Annotated in this window: 16 protein-coding genes; 11 read left to right on the forward strand and 5 right to left on the reverse strand. The window is 38.8% G+C overall.

All coding sequences use genetic code 11. From position 1 onward, the window contains the following. A complete protein-coding gene (locus H4J61_RS04195) occupies window positions 1-3,204 on the forward strand; it encodes an efflux RND transporter permease subunit (RefSeq protein ID WP_182183921.1) in 3,204 nt (1,067 codons plus the stop codon). A 106-nt stretch (window positions 3,205-3,310) separates the two neighbouring features. Here H4J61_RS04195 and H4J61_RS04200 read toward each other — a convergent pair whose 3' ends face one another. Further along, complete coding sequence (locus tag H4J61_RS04200; protein ID WP_182183924.1) at window positions 3,311-4,150, reverse strand: isopenicillin N synthase family oxygenase; 840 nt, start codon at window positions 4,148-4,150, stop codon at window positions 3,311-3,313. A gap of 327 nt (window positions 4,151-4,477) precedes the next feature. Here H4J61_RS04200 and H4J61_RS04205 point away from each other — a divergent pair, with 327 nt between their 5' ends. The 7 genes from H4J61_RS04205 (at window position 4,478) to H4J61_RS04235 (ending at window position 13,623) form a co-directional block, all read left to right on the forward strand. After that, a complete protein-coding gene (locus tag H4J61_RS04205; RefSeq protein ID WP_182136626.1) occupies window positions 4,478-4,765 on the forward strand; it encodes a hypothetical protein in 288 nt (95 codons plus the stop codon). A 120-nt stretch (window positions 4,766-4,885) separates the two neighbouring features. Further along, window positions 4,886-7,447 (forward strand): EAL domain-containing protein, encoded by a 2,562-nt coding sequence (locus H4J61_RS04210; RefSeq protein ID WP_182183927.1) that lies wholly within the window; start codon window positions 4,886-4,888, stop codon window positions 7,445-7,447. 226 nt (window positions 7,448-7,673) lie between these two features. Beyond that, window positions 7,674-8,153 carry a winged helix-turn-helix transcriptional regulator gene (locus H4J61_RS04215; RefSeq protein WP_182136624.1) on the forward strand — a complete coding sequence of 160 codons (480 nt, stop codon included), beginning with the start codon at window positions 7,674-7,676 and terminating at the stop codon, window positions 8,151-8,153. Window positions 8,154-8,400: 247 nt separating this feature from the next. Further along, window positions 8,401-10,095 (forward strand): M28 family metallopeptidase, encoded by a 1,695-nt coding sequence (locus H4J61_RS04220; protein ID WP_182183929.1) that lies wholly within the window; start codon window positions 8,401-8,403, stop codon window positions 10,093-10,095. Window positions 10,096-10,168: 73 nt separating this feature from the next. Further along, window positions 10,169-11,008: an HDOD domain-containing protein gene (locus tag H4J61_RS04225; protein ID WP_182136622.1), complete on the forward strand. Its 840-nt coding sequence runs from the start codon at window positions 10,169-10,171 to the stop codon at window positions 11,006-11,008. A gap of 185 nt (window positions 11,009-11,193) precedes the next feature. Next, complete coding sequence (locus tag H4J61_RS04230; RefSeq protein WP_182136621.1) at window positions 11,194-12,618, forward strand: sodium-dependent transporter; 1,425 nt, start codon at window positions 11,194-11,196, stop codon at window positions 12,616-12,618. A 111-nt stretch (window positions 12,619-12,729) separates the two neighbouring features. Then, window positions 12,730-13,623: a class I SAM-dependent methyltransferase gene (locus H4J61_RS04235; RefSeq protein WP_182183931.1), complete on the forward strand. Its 894-nt coding sequence runs from the start codon at window positions 12,730-12,732 to the stop codon at window positions 13,621-13,623. Between the two features lie 102 nt (window positions 13,624-13,725). On the opposite strand, the gene H4J61_RS04240 is transcribed toward H4J61_RS04235, so the two are convergent. Together H4J61_RS04240 and H4J61_RS04245 are read right to left on the reverse strand one after the other, a co-directional pair. After that, the gene (locus tag H4J61_RS04240) at window positions 13,726-14,340 is read right to left on the reverse strand and encodes a LysE family translocator (RefSeq protein ID WP_182183933.1); all 615 of its coding nucleotides are present in this window, start codon (window positions 14,338-14,340) and stop codon (window positions 13,726-13,728) included. 40 nt (window positions 14,341-14,380) lie between these two features. Continuing rightward, window positions 14,381-15,259, reverse strand: coding sequence for a DNA ligase (locus H4J61_RS04245; RefSeq protein ID WP_182183935.1), 879 nt, complete (start codon window positions 15,257-15,259; stop codon window positions 14,381-14,383). A gap of 219 nt (window positions 15,260-15,478) precedes the next feature. Between H4J61_RS04245 and H4J61_RS04250 the strand changes: the two genes are divergently transcribed. Next, window positions 15,479-16,036 (forward strand): hypothetical protein, encoded by a 558-nt coding sequence (locus H4J61_RS04250; RefSeq protein WP_182183937.1) that lies wholly within the window; start codon window positions 15,479-15,481, stop codon window positions 16,034-16,036. A gap of 190 nt (window positions 16,037-16,226) precedes the next feature. After that, a complete protein-coding gene (locus tag H4J61_RS04255) occupies window positions 16,227-16,481 on the forward strand; it encodes a PGPGW domain-containing protein (RefSeq protein ID WP_182183939.1) in 255 nt (84 codons plus the stop codon). Window positions 16,482-16,587: 106 nt separating this feature from the next. Here the strand turns inward: H4J61_RS04255 and H4J61_RS04260 are convergent, their stop codons facing one another. Both H4J61_RS04260 and H4J61_RS04265 read right to left on the reverse strand, forming a co-directional pair. Next, window positions 16,588-17,304, reverse strand: coding sequence for a DUF3581 family protein (locus H4J61_RS04260; RefSeq protein ID WP_182183941.1), 717 nt, complete (start codon window positions 17,302-17,304; stop codon window positions 16,588-16,590). A gap of 116 nt (window positions 17,305-17,420) precedes the next feature. Further along, window positions 17,421-17,687 (reverse strand): GIY-YIG nuclease family protein, encoded by a 267-nt coding sequence (locus H4J61_RS04265; RefSeq protein ID WP_182183943.1) that lies wholly within the window; start codon window positions 17,685-17,687, stop codon window positions 17,421-17,423. Window positions 17,688-17,859: 172 nt separating this feature from the next. Here H4J61_RS04265 and H4J61_RS04270 point away from each other — a divergent pair, with 172 nt between their 5' ends. Beyond that, window positions 17,860-18,660, forward strand: coding sequence for a DUF2797 domain-containing protein (locus H4J61_RS04270; RefSeq protein ID WP_404852059.1), 801 nt, complete (start codon window positions 17,860-17,862; stop codon window positions 18,658-18,660). The last annotated feature ends 51 nt before the right edge of the window (window positions 18,661-18,711 follow it).

Here is an 18,711-nt window from a genome sequence, read left to right on the forward strand (position 1 = left end):
ATGAGCACTCTTAAGCCTAAAAAACCGGCTGAAATTGACCACAGCATTGACACTCATCGCGGCATTATAGCTTGGTTTGCTCGTAATAGTGTCGCCGCCAACTTATTGATGATTTTTATTTTAGTGGGTGGTTTACTCACCATTCAAACCATCAACAAACAAATGTTTCCGCAAGTTAAGATCAATTGGATTTCATATACAGCGCCATATCCTGGAGCCGCACCACAAGAAGTCGAAGAAGGCATAACCATTAAAATCGAAGAGGCATTGGATACGGTTCAAGGCCTTAAGCGTGTTATTACTTATTCAAATCGTAACTTTTCTAACGGTTGGTTTGAAGTTGAGTTAGATTATGATCCCCAAGTCGTGTTGGAAGAAGTTAAATCAGCAATAGACTCAATCTCTAGCTTCCCTGATGGCATGGAGCGAATAAAAGTCGAGCGGGAAAAATTTCGTCAAGAAGTGATGTACTTGAGTTTATATGGCGATCTAACCAACGGCGAATTAAAAGAGCTTGGCCGTAAAATACATAATGAAATTCAGCAACTACCTGCGGTTAATATTTCTGATTTATTTAGTGGTTTAGATTATGAAATCTCGATTGAAGTTAGCAAAGATAAGCTGCGAGAGTATGGCTTAAGTTTTAATGATATCGCCAATGCGGTGCGCAGTTCTTCTCGTAATATGTCGGCGGGACAAATCCGTGCAGAAAATGGTTATATTAACCTAAGGGTAGAAAATCAAGCTTATCGAGGCTATGAATTCGAACAAATTCCTGTGGTAACTTTAGCCGATGGCACGCGTATTGTATTAGGCGAAATTGCCACTATTATTGATGGCTTTGAAGAAGGTCTACAATATTCTAAGTTCAACGGTGAAAACTCAGTCACCTTATTTATCGGTGCCGCTGATAACCAAAGCATCACAGATATTGCCAGTGTGGTGAAAAAATACGTTGAAGAAAAGTCAGCAATATTACCCGCAGGGGTCAAGTTAGAAACTTGGGTTGACATGACCTACTACCTTGAAGGTCGCTTAAACATGATGGTAGACAACATGCAAAGTGGTGCTGTGTTGGTATTTTTAATGTTGGCGCTATTTTTACGCGTGCGCTTGGCTTTTTGGGTGATGATGGGATTACCGGTTTGTTTCCTCGGTACTTTATTTGTCATGCCACTTGAGTTTGTTAATGTCACCATCAACGTTATTAGTTTGTTCGCCTTCATTTTAGTACTAGGCATTGTGGTTGATGACGCGATTGTTATGGGGGAGAGTGCCCATGAAGAAATTGAAGAGCATGGCCATAGTACCGACAATGTTATTCGTGGTGTCAAGCGTGTTGCCATGCCGGCCACCTTTGGTGTTTTAACTACGATTGCGGTATTTTTGCCATTTCTTTTTGGCGAAGGGCCGTCTTCAGCCTTTGGTAAAGCTATTGGCTCTGTGGTTATTTTGTGCTTAATTTTTTCTTTGATTGAATCTAAACTTATTTTGCCTGCGCACTTAGTTAAAATGAAAATGAAAGCATTTAACCCTAAAAATCCGATTGATAGATTACGCGCCTGGATTGATAGCAAGTTAAAAAGCTTTATTGAGCATGTTTATAGCCCAGCTTTAGCAATATTTATTCAATATCGTTATGGGGTATTAATGTTTTTTATTAGCTTAATGCTCATCAGTGGTGGTTTGTTTAGTGGCGGTTTTGTTCGTTTTGTTGGCCAGCCTAAAATTCCACATGATTTTCCGCGTGTTACTGTCGAAATGAATGTTGATGCTTCTGAAAAAGCGACCTTAGATACCTTGCTAAATATTCAAGGGGTTATTAACCGTATTGATCAAGAAATCACCGAGCAATACGGTAATTCAATGATCTCTGATATGCAGGTCGATTTGCGCAGCAGAACCAGTGGCCAGTTAATGGTGAAGTTAGTGACACCTGAATTACGGCCGATGGATACCTTTGAACTGGCTGATTTATGGCGTAAAGCTATTCCAAATTATCCCGGCGTTAAATCATTCACCATAGGTGACAACTTATTTGGTGGCGGCCGAGATGATGGTGACATTGCCTTTCGATTAGAAAGTCAAAATGATGCAGAATTACTCGCAGCAGCAAAAGAATTAAAAACTAAGCTTAACTCGCTTAAAGGCATTGGTGATGTTAATGACAGCCGCCAAACTAGCGCTAAAGAGGTGCAATTTGAATTAAAGCCGTTAGCCTATAGCTTGAATTTAACCTTAGCAGACATTGCCTCACAAGTGAGTTATAGCTTTTATGGTTTAGAAGCGCAGCGCATTTTACGTGACAGTGAAGAAGTGAAAGTTATGGTGCGATACCCGCTTGAGCAACGCAGCTCTGTGGGTCATGTTGATGATGTAATGATACAAGCACCCAATGGTGCGGAATTACCTTTATCTGAACTGGCGGTTATTACCTTACAAGATGGTGTGACACGTATTCGCCGTGAAAATGGTAATCGTACCATCAACGTTTGGGCCAGTGTTGATGCGGATCAGGTCGAACCGTTTAAAGTGGCTAATGATATTCAAGATAATTTCATGCCAGAATTATTAAGAAAATATCCACAAGTTAACAGTGAAGTCACCGGCAGTATTCAAGAAGAAATGGATAGTGCTGATAGTCAATTACGCGATTTTGTCATCTCAGCCATGATTATATTTTCATTGCTAGCGATACCATTAAAATCATATTCACAGGCGCTGATGATTATGGTGGTTATTCCCTTTGGTGTTATTGGTGCTGTTATTGGCCACTTTATTTTAGGGATGGACTTAAGTGCATTATCTGTGATGGGAATACTAGCGGCTGCCGGGGTGGTGGTGAATGACTCGTTAGTTATGGTTGATTATGTTAATAATGCTAGAAAACGTGGCGAACGCTTAAAAGATGCGGTGATGCATGCGGGTAGTAAACGCTTTAGAGCCATCATGTTAACGTCAATTACTACCTTTATTGGTTTAGTGCCAATTATCTTCTTTGAAGTGAGTGCACAAGCACAAATTGTCATTCCAATGGCGGTGTCACTAGCTTTTGGCGTGCTATTTGCCACTATAGTCACGCTAGTACTTATCCCTTGCCTCTACCTTATTGTAGAAGATATTAAAGCCTTATTTAAGCGCAATAAAGCAGAGCCTTTAGCTCAGGCGCCCGTGTCAGATAATATTAGCAGTGAAAGCTTGTAGGGATAATGTTTTAAAACTTAAAACTTAAAACTAAAGAAGCCATCACAATGTGATGGCTTTTTATTAAGTTAAGCTATTTAATCTATCAGGTTGACGTGATCAGGTATTACTTTACGCCAAGCTCTTTTAATCTTTCTAATAAGTAACTCGCATGCGTGTGCTTTTCTGACAAGACCACTTCATTACGCGGATGTAAAAATAGCGGTAAAGAAATACGTGATTTAGCGGCATTTTCCCCTGTTGGATTAATCACTCTATGACTGGTTGATGGGAAGTAGCCTTGCGATGCTTCCTGTAACATATCACCGATGTTAACAATTAAATGACCAAAGTCAGCCGGTACATCTAGCCATTCACCATCTTGTGCTTTTACTTGTAAACCAGGCTCGTTGGCTGCGGGTAAAATAGTCAGTAGGTTGATATCTTCGTGTGCTGCTGCACGGATAGCACCGGGTTCTTCTGTACCGTTTAATGGCGGATAATGTAGAATGCGTAACAAGGTGTTTGGCGTATCTTTGATCATATGCGACAGCGGTTCAGAATAGTGTTTAGTGACCTCTGGTGGGCTATATTTTTCTACCCAATCAAGTAACTCACTCGCTAGATCTGAAGCCATTTTATAATAATTAAGAATATCAGTTTTCAGTTGTGTTGGAATGCGTCCCCAAGGGTAGACATGATAATATTCTTTAATATCTTTTTTGTTATGACCTTTGGCGGTTTCTGATATTTCAGGGGCAAAATAACCGTCTTGCTTTTCAGGATCAAAGGCAAACCCTTGTTTCTCTTCTTGTGAGAAAAACAGATACCAATCTTGATATATTTTATCGACTAAAGCTTGTTGAATTGGATGGTTAGTTAACACACCAAAACCTGTATTTCGTAAACTTTCAACAAATTTTTCTGCGGCATCACTTGCCTGATAATCAATAACTTGTACTTGCATAATATTTCCCTAATGCTTAATCTTTATCTTAGGTATTATACCTATTGAAATAATTTTCGCTAACTGATCCATTGATGAGTACCACAAGTGTTCTATATTCTAGTTAAATATACGCTAGCTACAAATAGATAAGTTAAAGGAAAAGCGGCGAATTGACTCTCGGTGGTGATAAAGCCAATAATAATGTTTATTTTACTTTAGGTTAAATAACTTTGTATTGAGTTTGTACCGTCTTTACCTAACACAGGGATATTTTAGTGTTCATAACCATCTCATTATCGGTTATTATTGGTTACTAACGAATTTTTTAAATCAAAGAGAAGTAAGATGATAAAAAACCTGGCTCTGATAGTTTCCTCCGTGGTATTTTTTTCAGCATGTAGTAGCAATAATAGTGCTTGTGAAGATGTAACATTAGCTGCAGAGCAAGTGCAGCAATGTCAGTCATTGCATAAACAAATTATTAACACTAAAAATAAACCTTTGATACGCACAGAATTGGAACGCAGATACCAACAAGATTGTATTGATATTCGCTACTATCGCGACGAGAAACAAACTGGCGTTTGTGGCAATAAAGCAGAAGTTGTTGAGTCTCAAAAAATTAGCCAGTAAAAGTAAGTTTTTAGCTATATGTATTGCCTGTTTTTTGATACTTTAAATGGTATGTAAAAAATTTGGGGATATATAATCAGCCTCATAATAAACATTTAACTGTGCAGTATGGTGTAAAAGTTGACAAATTCATTAGATACATTAGCCAATTCAAATACAGGTTCGGCAAAAGAATCTCTTACATTATTGAACGAGTATCAAAAGCTTCAAGACCGCTACACCACCTTATTGACTCTAAACCAATTATCAATTGATTGTGTTGACCTTAGTGAATTTTTTAAACAAGTTCATCACGCCATTGCTACTGTGATGAGTGCCAATAACTTTTACATCGTGCTATATGAACAAACATTATCTACCGTAGAGATTGTTTATCATATTGATGAGAAAGACAAAATGGAGCTGGGTGTTTACCCCATGGATGACTTTAAAGGTTCAATAACAAATTATGTTATTGAACATGGAAAAGCTTTATTGGCGACACCAGAAGTTATTGCACAACTAGCGCAAGAGAAAAAAATTAAGTCTATTGGAGCCTCCGGCATCGATTGGCTCGGCGTACCTTTGATACATGATGGTTTTGTCATCGGGCTTATGGCCGTGCAAAGTTACTCTGCAGCAACGCGCTATCAAGAGTATGAACGAGATTTACTGGAATTTGCCGCTCAACATATTGTCACTGCATTAACGCGCTTACAGGATCGAGAGCGATTACAAGCCGCTGTTGATGCACGTACACAAGAATTAATGGCACAAATTCGCGATCGAGAGAAAGCGGAGTTACTGCAAGAGTCGTTATACCGAATTTCAGAACTCACCAATGATCACGATTTAGATATTGATACTTTTTACAACATGGTGCACAACATTGTTGGACAGTTAATCAATGCAGAAAATTTTTATATTGCTGAATATAATCAAATAGATGATGAACTGTTTTTTGCTTATCTCCTTGACCAAGGCTGTAATAACACCGACCAAAATTATCAAGCAAGAAAACTGTCAAACCATTTTACTGAATTAGTTTTAAGAAGCGGCGAAACTGTGTTGCTAGACCAGCAAGCTATGTTAGCGTTACATCAACAAGGTAAAACCATTAAGCCGGATGTTAATGTTGTATCGTGGCTTGGCGTGCCATTAGTTCATGCGGGTGAAATGCTCGGTGCTATGGTTTTACAAAGTTACCAGCAAGCCATATGTTTTACGGAACAAGATGCTGAGTTATTGCGATTTGTTTCACGCCATGTGGCCTCAGCGATGAATCGTCGCAAAATTACTGATAATGAGCGCAAAGCGCATGAACTGTTAGAGCACCAAGTAAAACTGCGCACTGCCGATTTAGAAGATGAAATTAAACAGCGTAAAGCAGCCGAAAAACAACTGCAGCATGCTGCCTCACACGATATTCTCACCGGTTTACCTAATCGAGGCGTATTTATTGAGGTATTAAATAGTGCTATTGCTTGTAATAAACGGCGACCAGAATTTAAATTTGCTGTATTTTTCCTAGATTTAGACCGCTTTAAAATGGTCAACGACAATTTAGGTCATCACGCTGGCGACCTGTTATTGAAAGAAATTGCTCGAGCGTTAATTGACGTGGTCAGAGGCAATGACACTGTTGCGCGCTTAGGTGGTGATGAATTTGTTATTTTAATAGAAAATATAGAAAGCACTGCTGGAACATATGAAATTGCCGATCGCATAACAGCCTTGTTATCTTCACCCTTTATCATTGAAAAGCAGACCATATTTATAGGCACCAGCATAGGGGTGTTATTTAATGACGAACGCTACACCAACGCGGATTCTATGCTCAGAGATGCCGATATAGCCATGTATCACGCAAAAAATAACGGTAAAGGGCGCTTTGAGGTCTTTGACTCCAGTATGCATACAAAAATGCAAAATGCCTTGTCACTGGAAACTGATATTCGAGAGGGCATTGATAACCAAGAATTTATGCCTTACTTTCAACCTATAGTACAACTTGTTGACGGTAAGATCGTTGGCTTTGAGGCTTTGGCGCGCTGGCAGAGTGATAAGCGTGGCTTTGTGTTACCGGATGCTTTTATAGCACTAGCAGAAGAAACCAATTTAGTGATGGCGATTGATTTACAAATTCTAGAAAAATCATGCCAACAACTCAAACTGTGGCAGCAGAGTTCAGGCTCAGATCAACTTTATGTCAGTTGTAACTTATATTGTAATCATTTTTTCAGTTTACATTTACCGCAAGATATTCAAGCTATTATCGATAAAACCGGTGTGCAACCGCATCAAATTCGTGTCGAATTGACCGAGCGAGCTTTGTTAGACAATAGTGATGTTGTGCTCGAAAATATGCGGTTATTGAACAAAATGGGTGTGAAGATATTACTCGACGATTTTGGTACCGGTTATTCGAGTTTAAGCTATTTACATCGTTTCCCAATGGATGTGATCAAAATAGATCGTTCTTTTATTAATAGTGTACACGAAAGAAGTAATCATCAAGCGATCATTAAAACCATTATTGATTTAGCCGCCAATTTAAATATGGAGACGGTGGGTGAAGGTATTGAACATGAATCAGATGCGCAATTATTAAGAGCAATGGGCTGTGTTTATGGTCAAGGTTATTACTATTTTAAACCCTTACCAGCCGAAGAAATAACTAGCCTTTTGTTCAGTCAAAGCTAAACCCTAGCATTTAGTACTGAAAGAAAAATGCGGTAAAAATCCACTAATAACGATGTTATGTGTGGATTTTTTAGATCTAACCTTAGCCAAATAATTATTTTATCATCATAATGGCTATTTTTGCTCTGCATTTAAATGAACTAAAATTTGAATGTGTTGGAGTTTTTTAGCTGTTTGCGGTAATTTATGCTGTAAATAAAGTGATTAACCATAAAATTGACTGAAAATGACAAGTAACAAACCTAAAACCTTAGACCGTATCGATTTAACTATTTTAGATGCTTTACAAAAGAATGGTCGAATTTCAAATAGTACACTGGCACAACGAGTCAATTTAAGTGCTAGCCCGTGCTTAGAGCGGGTAAAACGTCTTGAACAAGAAGGCTATATCGAGCGCTACGGTGCTTTTTTAAATGCCAGTAAATTAAATTATGGCATGACAGCTTTTATTCAAGTGACGCTTGATCGTACCACTGCGGATATATTTAATAAATTTCGTGCACAGGTTATTGAAATTAAAGAAGTAGCTGAATGCCACATGGTAGTTGGTGGCTTTGATTATTTATTAAAATTACGTTTTGAAAATATGGAAGCCTATCGGATACTATTAGGTAATATTGTTGAGTTGCCAGGAGTCTCTCAAACCCATACTTATGTGGTTATGGAGCATGTAAAGCGCTACTCGGGCGTACCTATTTTCGACTAACAAGCACAAGCGTGCAAAGTTATATTAACACTGCTTGGTTTAGCCAGCGTGTGCTTTTGCAATGTGGAACTAGTTTTCTTACATGACAGTCGATATAGTGTCTTGAGATGTTTTTAGCCAATTTTAGTCAGGTATATTGCTAAATAGGCCAAAATGTAATTATAAAATAATAAAACCAAATGATTGCATTAATTGCCCAATTAGCAAGTAATTTAAGTGTCCAATTGGTAGAGGTTAATGAAATACCATGAATATATACCCATCAAAGATAATCAAAAAATCAAGCCTAGTTGCCCTGGCTATCATCGCTCTATTTGGCTGTAATAAACCAACCTCTGCGCCCTTGCAAATTAACCTAAAAGACTTATCTAGTGAGGTTAATGCTGACAATATCAAAGCCCATATAGAATTTCTGGCTGATGACACCTTACAGGGTAGAGATACCGGTAGTAGTGGCTACCAAATTGCGGCCAACTATGTGAAATCTTATTTTAAGCAGCTGGGGTTAACTCCACAAGGGAGCAATATCACCAATGAGTCTCTCGGTTTTGAACAGCAAGTCCGATTTCGTAAAAGTTATCTTATTGACGACTCTGCCCAAGCAACTATTCATGGCTTAGCGGGCGATATTGAACTGAATTTTTTGACCGATTTTTTAATGTCAGGCTCAAGCTTACAAAATGAAACGGCGATTACCGCCCCAACCGTGTTTGTTGGTTACGGGGTTATATCTGCAGAGTTTGGTTATAACGATTATGAAAACATTGATGTTAATGGCAAAATTGTTGTTGCTTTAACCGGCCGACCTGATGATTTACCCTCTGAAGAAGGTGCACATATCGGCTCAAATGCGGAGAAGAGTCGACATGCTGCAGAACATGGTGCTATCGGTTTTATTACGATACACAGTCCCAAGCGTGAAAAAGTGCGCAGTTTTGAAAAATCAGCGCAATATGCAAAAGCGCCAAGTGTCAGCTGGCTTACTCAAGATAATATGCCGTTTGGTAAACAAGAAAAAATTATAACGGGAGCTTATATAGCCCCAGAGGCAGCCGAGGCGTTATTTGTAGGCGCAGCAAGCACACTAGCGGATATTTACGCTGCCGACACTAATGATATGGCCATTAAAGGTTTTGCTTTGCCTTATCAAGTTACCTTGAAAAACCGCTCACGTCATGAACAGATCACTAGCCCTAATATTATCGCTGCCGTTACAGGTAGCGATGAAAAATTAAAAAACGAATATGTTGTCTTTAGTGCCCACCTTGATCACATTGGCATAAGCGCTGATAGTGACAATGAAGACACTATCAATAATGGCGCCTTAGATAATGCTTCGGGTGTGGCCATTTTACTTGAAACCGCACGTTTATTAGCACAAATGCCAATTAAGCCAAAACGTTCAGTGTTGTTTGTTGTCGTGACCGGCGAAGAAAAAGGTTTGCTAGGTTCGAGTTATTTTGCCCATAATCCCACCCTACCTGTGTCGCAATTAGTCGCCAATGTGAATTTAGATATGCCGTTAATTTTATATCCTTTTGCTGATGTTATCGCTTTTGGCTCTACTCATTCAACGATGGGGAAAATTGTCGCGACAGCAGCAGAGAAAATCGATATAGAACTGAGTGAAGACCCAATGCCAGAACAGGCGCTTTTTACCCGTAGTGATCATTACAGCTTTGTTAAGGTTGGCATTCCATCGGTCTTTTTAATGACAGGTTTTAAATCAACAGATGCAAGTATTGATGGTGGTGCAGTATTTGGTGATTTCTTGAAAAATCATTACCACCAACACAGTGACGAAATCAGCTTACCCATAAATTACCAAGCGGCGGCTAACTTTGCATTGGTTAATATGATGATAGGTTTGGAAATTGCTAACCAAGTGGCACGACCACAGTGGCATAGTGATGATTTTTTTGGTTCAACATTTGGGCAATAAATAAACTGACAAGCTTTTAATTAGGGCGATTAAATTCAGTCGTGAAGCGCTTAAATAAGGAAATTATGAATTAATGAATGCTCTTGAATATGCCCAGCAAGCCAATGGTTCTTTTGCCTTACCCGACGCGTGTTTTAAAATAAAAGCCTTAATGGAAGATGAGAGTTCTACGCTAGAAGATTTCGCCAATGTCATCCGTGTGGATCCCTCGATGACATCGCGTTTATTACAAATGTCTAATAGTGCCATTTACAGCTTCCCGGGTGAGATCAGTACCATTTCACGTGCCATTACTATTATTGGTACGCAAGCCATCTACAACCTGATGCTAGTCGACGTAGCCGCGACAGCCTTTAAGCACTTTTCAAATCAGTCGATCGATTTAAAGCGCTTTTGGCGTCTCAGTGTATTTTGTGGTTTAGTGACAAAGAACTTAGCCATTACCGCCGGAATTCGAGACATAGAACGGCTATTTGTTGCGGGCTTATTACAAAATTTTGGCGAGCTTATTGTGGCCAAAATTTCGCCCGCGTTAGCAAAGCAATGCGAAGCTTATAATGCGGATGTATTACCGTGGCAATTACAGCAACAGGTATTGGGTTTTAGTTACGCTGAAGTCTCTGCTGAGTTACTTAAAATTTGGCAGTTACCAGAAAAAATAATTTTACCTATTCGCCACTATAATAATGCCCATAATATTGAACTCAATAAAGATGTTAACGTGCTGTATTTAGCCTCAAGATTGGCATTAGTCGCGTGTCATCCTGAGATTTTTAGTTACGATGATAGTATTGATGCAACACTATGTCAGGCCTTGAAAATATCAACAGATGATTTAGAAATTGCGGCAAATTTCGCGACAATAGAAACCGATAATATCTTCAATATTATGAATGTAAAGTTTTATGGTTAATGGGGCTTAACAAGTGCAACAAATATTATACAGGCTACTCGATAAATGCTGCGGTTAAAAACAAGACTTTATTAAAGAAGCCTGCTAGCATCGATCAGTTAATAAAAGTTACCTCAATAAAAACGGGCGCTGTGAAGTAAAAAATTATAATTATTAGCCCTAAAAAAATACAACGAAGGATACTTATGAGTACAGAAAGAGAGCATTTCAGTTCCCGCTTAGGGTTCATTTTAGCCGCTGCGGGTTCTGCAGTTGGTATTGGTAATTTGGTTGGCTTTCCAGTGAATGCGGCCAAAAACGGTGGTGGTGCATTTTTATTAATGTACGCTGTTTTTGTTTTACTTATATGCTTACCTGTGATGGTTGCTGAAATGGCCGTTGGCCGCAAAACCGCGAAAGAACCGGTGGGGGCTTACAAAGCGTTGAGTGGCGGTAGTAAAGCTTGGGGAGCAGCAGGTTTTCTTGGCGTGTTAACGCCCTTTATGATTGCTGTATTTTATATGGTGATAACGGTATGGATTTTTGGCTATCTTGTGCTAACACTAAGCGGTAATTTAGATTATTTAGCCAGTAATAACGGCTTTAGTGAGTTTGTTAATAGCCCCTACTTATTTTTGGGTATGATTGTCGTGGCAGCCATTATTAACTTTATTCTTGTGGCGGGTGTTAAAGATGGCATTGAGCGCGCCTCAAAAATATTGATGCCAACCTTGTTTATTATGCTACTGATTATGGTGGGTTATGTCCTAACACTAGAGAATGCGCTTTTAGGTGTTGAGTTCTTTTTAATTCCGGATGTTGCTAAAATTACCCCATCGGTAATTAATGGCGCTTTGTCACAAGCATTCTTCTCCTTGTCTCTAGGTATGGGGATATTGATCACTTATGGCTCTTATATTGACCGTAAAACGGATATTGTTGGCTCCGCAAAACTTGTTGCTCTGACCGATACTGCGGTAGCATTCATCGCTGGCTTAATGATTTTACCCGCGGTATTTTCATTTAATCCCAACGTTAATCCAGCTGAATTAAGTGATAGTTCAGTGTCATTAATTTTTACCTTTTTACCTAAAATATTTTTAGCATTACAAAGCTCAATCGGTTACATCGGCGCGAGTGCTGTTGCGGCATTTTTCTTCACTTTAGTCTTCTTTGCGGCCATCACCTCACTAGTGTCAATTTTAGAAGTACCGGTTTCCTATCTAGTCACAGAGAAAAAACACAGCCGTAAGAAAGCATTGTCAATATTATTGATGAGTGCTGGGCTACTCACTATTTTTGCTACCTTGTCGTTTGGTATGGTGTCATTCTTTACCGAGTTTACCTCATATGCTGGCGGCGTTCGGTCATTTTTTGATGTGGTATATGATGTTTTCTACGAGACTATTTTACCCTTGAATGGCTTTTTATTATGTGTATTTGTTAGCTATCGTTGGAAGAAACTTAATTTATCTGAAGAGCTAGCGAGAGGTAATGCAAACTATATAGGATCTTGGGCCGAAAAGTATATTAACTTCTCTTTAGGTACTTTTATCCCTGTTATTGTTTTTGCTATCTTTATTAATACCGTGCTGCAAAAGTTCTTTGGATATAGCATCTTTGGCTTTTAACCATTTGGTAAGCAAGCATAATTTAAGACGAATAAAACACGTTAAATAAGACTTAAGGCCGGATAATTTGTTATTATCCGGCCTTATTTTTTCTAGCTAGAGCTGCTTATAATGATTGAATTTATCTCCGTATCTGATTTTAGTGAAAGCCAGCGACTATTTCATGGCCGTGGCCATGCATACCCCACATTGTCACATGTCAATGTTGATTGGTTTGAACCCGTAATTCTGATCAGTTTATATCAAGAAGTTGAAGCTCATTGGCTAGCAGAACAAGTAGCGGCTTTACAGACTTTGAGCGATAAGTGTCAATCAATTCAAGTGCAATACCGCTGCCGTAAATTTGCTCCATGTGAATTGCTCTGGGGGCAGGAAGTCACTGACTTGTGTGCTGTGGAGTATGGTTTGAAATACCATATTAGTTTAGGTAAAGCGCAAAATTCGGGTTTGTTTTTGGATATGCGTAATGGCCGAGACTGGGTTCAAAAGCATAGTGAAAATAAGCAGGTATTAAATTTATTCTCTTATACTTGTGCTTTTTCTGTTGCGGCATTGGCTGGTAACGCCAGTAAAGTGGTGAACGTTGACATGAGCAAAAGCTCATTAACTAAAGGTCGAGAAAACCACAGATTAAACCAACAAGATCTCAGTAAAGTTATTTTTGAAGGTGTTGACATTTTTAAGTCTTATGGACGCCTGAAAAGGTATGGACCGTATCAGTTATTAGTGTGCGATCCGCCATCTTTTCAAAAAGGGAGTGTTGATATTGTCAGAGACTATAAGAAAATTATTCGTCGCTTGCCTGAGCTAATGTCAGATAATGGTGATGTATTGTTGTGCTTAAACTCCCCTGATCTTAATGTGGATTTTTTAATGGCTGAGGTTGCAAGAGAATGCCCTGAGTGCGTTTTTCAATATCAACTTAATACACCCGCAGTATTTAAAGAAGCGCATCAAGGTAAAGGGCTTAAATGCTTGTATTTTATATATAAACCGAGCGCATAAATTTCAATTTTTTCCTGTCTAGTTTGCTTGTCTAGTTTAGGGTCAAGCAAACCTTATTATTATTTGTCTCAGCTAGTGAACATTTGTCCACTTTAGGTAGTCTTAATTTAACACCACGCGTGCGGCCAATAAAATCAAAAAGCTACCGGTAACCTTGTCTACCAGATGACTATTGGCTTTTAATTTTTCTAAAATAGGCCCGCGTGACATCATAAAAGCAATAATGACATACCACAGCATATCAATAATGCCGACAGTGGCGGTCATCACAGCTTTTTGCTGCCAACCTGCGTTAGGATCAACAAACTGACTAAATAAAGCGAGAAAAAAAATCGCTAATTTAGGGTTCAAAAAAGCAATCAAAAAACCATCTCGCCAACCATTAATGGTTGGATCTATTGTTTTACCTTGTTGGACAAACTGAATGTTTTGTTGTTTACTCATTAGCGCTTTAATACCCAAGTACAAAAGAAAAGCCGCACCAGCGTATTTGATGGCTGAAAACAACATGGGTGATTGCACGATAAGCAGGCCGATACCTGTTGCGGTTATTGCCGCATATAACGCCACACCTAAGCCGTGACTGATGGCGGTGGCATAACCTTGGCCTGCACCACCATTTAAAGTGTTTTTAATCACTACGGCCAAGCTTGGGCCTGGTGAAAGGGCACCAAGAATACAAATAACCACGAGTGATAGCCATAAATGAAACTCCATAATTGAATGCGCCTTAGATTGGTTAAATTGATTTGTGCGACTAATGTTGATTTTTAATGCGAAGAAAGCTGGCAAATTTTGGCACACCCCGTTGTGTTTTACCAATGTATTTATAGGTTATTATGCTGCCAATTTTAGGTGGTTGCTGGCGCTGCTGATCGGAAAAACCTGTGCCTATTTTAAAAGTGATACCTTCGGGGGTTTTTACTTTAACGGCGCCCAGTAAACCTTGGTATTTTCCTTTACCTAGCGTATGCGCAATGACTAGCGCTTCAGCGTCTTGATATATTTTTAGTTTTAATAGGTTCTTGCTACGGCCACTTTGATAATTTGCTGATGCTAGGTGCAGCATTAAGCCCTCGCCATTATGAGCAACAGTGTCATCCAACAGATCATACAAGGCCATATTACTGGCTAGCTTTTTTTGCTTAATCATCGCGAGGTAAGGCGAGCTATTACTTGCTATCAATTGCTTCATGGTCAAAATACGCTGAGTAAAATCAGCGCTGTGATTGGGTAAGTCGAAAAGCATTAATTTAAGCTTTTTCCAGCATTTTCCATCTGAGTGTTTACGTCGAACACAGGCGCTGATTTGGGAAAATTGTCCTCGGCCGCTCCAAAGTTCACCCCCCATAGGTATGTTAGGCCAATGTTTAATAAACCAACCCGGTGGTGACAAGACATTACCATTGCGGGTTAATAGTTTTTGTCCAGTCCAGTATCCGCGTACACCGTCTAACTTCTCGCTTACCCAGTAATCTTCAATAACCGCGCTCTGCTGATATTTAGTAGCAAGCTGTAGCCGAGGCTTTTGTAGCTTTTTTATTTCTAGGTTTGCTTGCTGAGCAAGTACGCAGGGCAATACGAAGATTAAAAAGTTAAAGCAGAAAATTTTTTGATATGTGGTTGCTTGAAACATCCTTGTTCCTTTTTAGTATCTGAGCCCAAATGATCAAAACGAATATCTTGGGAAATTTTAAAGACAGTATAGAAGCATTTCAGTATTTTGGGCTATTCGTTTGCTTACTTACTTAAAAAACACTTAAACAATACTTTAGGAAAACAACTATTTAAGGTCGAAATTTTTTCAATGTTGACTACACTTTTGCATAAAATAGAATTTAATGGATGATAGTCGATGAAACGGATAATGCTTTGTAGCCTAATGTTGATGCTTTTATGCGCTTCATTTTTGGCGACAGCGGGGAAAAAACACTGCCAAGACTATCGTCAAAAACTCGATAATATTCAAGCGCAACAACGCCAAGCCAATACACATAAACGCAGTCATAGTTTGTCGAGCAAAGAAGCTAAAGCACGCGATAGATGGTGGCGCTGTGAAACCGGTAAACTTAAAGCTAAGTCTAAAGCTAAAGCTAAAGCTAAAGCTAAAGGTAAGTCTAAGTCTAAGCGAGAGAAGAAATCAAAGCAAAAGCTCGCTAGTAAGAAAGCACAAAATAAAAACCGTAGTCAATCCGCTGCCCTTAAGCTATACAAAAATAGTAAAGCTTTAGTGCCTTTTGCTAGCAATAACCCTCTAGTGATACGTTCAAAATATCAAGGTGAACAGTTACAGGCTTGGCTGGTATTTTATCAACCAGCGAAAAAGTGTGCTCGACCAAAATCTATACAAGATTTTGCTAAATGTGTTGAAGACAAGCGTAGCCAACAAACTGAATTTGAAAAAAGCAATTAAGCTTGTGTTTGTAATATTCACTAATTGATTGTCTTTTACACCACTTGAGTCTCATGACTTCAAGGTGTTTTGAATTTAGTTATTTGATAACTAATGATAATTATTTTTGGAACGGCTTTTGCTCTTAACTTGTTAAGTAGGATTGTTAAATAGGCTTATAGACAAGTTAACAGTAAAGAGGGCGTAAAGTATGCAAAAAAATAGACTATTAAAAATAAAGCGCATCGCAAGCATTATGCTAGGTTTTTTATGCTTATTGCTCGGTATGGTTTTTATCTTACTGCCTGGCCCTGCGGTGATTTTTATACCGCTGGGTTTAGCGATGTTAAGTTTGGAATACCCGTGGGCAAAAATAGGCTTAAAAAAAAGCCAGCGCTATTTTCGTCAAGCAGCAGTAAAAACAGATCAAGGTTTGTCTTGGTTGGGGAGAAAATTAGGTCGTTAATAGCAGGTGAGATGTGATTGTAACGGCTTGCATAGTGCTTAATTTAAGCGCTAATAAAAGTGAGTCATTAGTTTTAATATCAATGACTCACTTTTATTATATAGTGTTAATTTTTCTGGGCGATATACTGGGCTTTAGTATGATTATATTGCGTGACAATACTATCAATGGTCTCTTGGCAGTAGTCTCGCAAGCCACTTAGTAGCATGAACTTTTTACCGTGGCCGATGATTTTTTCTTGTGAAACTAAATCAAATGATAAACAGGCGTTACCGCGTTTGCCTTCTATCGCTAAAGTGGTTGAAGATAAACGTAAGGTGATATCTTGAAAATCAAGATTATCCAGTTTAATAGACATACTTTCGTACATAACCATAGGGCGAGTTGGGTTGATCATCACCTTATTTTTTTGCATTAAGTCGACCAAAATATGTGGAAAAGTATGTCCTGAAAATTCAACATAAGCGCGCGTCAACGCTTCAATCGATTGGCTGTTTTTTGTGCAATTACCGGCCACCGACATATTCAAATATTCTTTTTGTTTATCGTCAGTAATACGCGCGGTGCTGTTGATTTCTGTTGGAATATTTAAGGTAGTGGCGTCTGTGACCATACCAGAAAATCTAAAGCTCATTTCTTGGTGCAATCCTGCGCGCTCTAATATTAATGAAAACAGTAAGTCACCTGGAACACAAAAGCGTTTAGCGTTTATGTCATGTAGAGGATTAAAATCGTCAGCAATTTGTTTAGCAAAATCACTCGCCTGTTGACGTGTGAAACTAATTTTATCATCCGAAATTCGGCAATAATTCTCTAAAAACATGGAGTCTTGTCATCACTTTAAGCTATTGAAATCGGTGCTATTCTATCAGTATGCTTAGTCAAAATCGAAGCTTATTAATATTTAACTGACAAAGCAGACCAGTAAAACTAAGGCCTTTAAGCTAACAGCTGCATCGAATAGTTATAAACGAGTTGTTCTTTATTATGTTTGCTAAGTTGCTTAAGTTGATACTCGCGACGACTTGCTTGCTGTCGATTTGGTTGAGATTCAGCGTAAGCTAAAGTTACCGGACGGCGAGCTCGGGTATATTTTGCCGCTTTTTTGTTACATTCGTTGTGCTCAAGTACCCGTCGTTCAAGTGAGGTGGTAATACCCGCATAAAGGCTATTGTCGGCACAACGAAGAAAATAAACGTACCACATAGTAATAAAGTCTGATCAGAGAGCTAATGATGCATTTTCGCAATTTTTTTGTTGAGATTCGAGATAAAAATGAATTAATACTGGCTGCTAGTTGGTGATTTTTATACTATTGCCACCTGAAAAAATAATAGGTTGAGATATGTTGCAAACAGAAACAGGTGCTTTACGCAAAATGCGTGCGGATTTAGCGGCAGATGGTACGGTAAATTACCGTATGGTGCTCGGTGAGCAAGAAGTTGAGTTAAATCCCCTAATAGGCAAGCACCTAACGCTGAATTTTAGTGGTCATATAGATTGTCAGCATTGTGGCAGAAAAGTCAAAAAAAGTTATGCTCAAGGTTATTGTTTTCCTTGTATGCAAAAACTTGCGCAATGTGACATGTGTATCATGAAACCAGAAACTTGCCACTTTGAACAAGGCACTTGTCGAGAGCCAGAATGGGGCGAAAGTAATTGTATGATCCCGCATTATGTCTATCTCGCCAATACCTCAGGTTTAAAGGTTGGCATTACCCGTCATACACAAATTCCAACGCGTTGGATTGACCAGGGTGCTACTCAGGCATTACCTATCTTTAAAGTCAGCACTCGCTTACAATCAGGGTTAGTAGAAGTTGCTTTAGCTGAATTTATTGCGGATAAAACCAATTGGCGGGCGATGCTTAAAGGCAGTGCAGAAGCGATAGATTTAAAAGTCATTGCTGAAGAACTCAAGCCTAAAATCGCCGAAAAATTGGCAAGTGTTAGCTTAAAATATGGTACTGATGCCGTGACTGAGTTGGATGAGGATGTGGTTAACTTGCATTTTCCCGTTAAGCAATATTTAACAAAAATATCATCTTTTAATTTTGATAAAACGCCCGAAGTTTCAGGTGTTTTACTCGGGATAAAAGGGCAATATTTGATTTTTGAAACGGGTGTGATTAATTTACGTAAATTTACGTCATATCATGTTAGTTTGCAGGTAAGTTAATTATTGCCAAGGATAATCAATTTACCTAGGATAGATTATATTTTTAACTAT

The organism is Colwellia sp. MB3u-4 (assembly GCF_014077065.1).
Lineage (GTDB): Bacteria > Pseudomonadota > Gammaproteobacteria > Enterobacterales > Alteromonadaceae > Cognaticolwellia.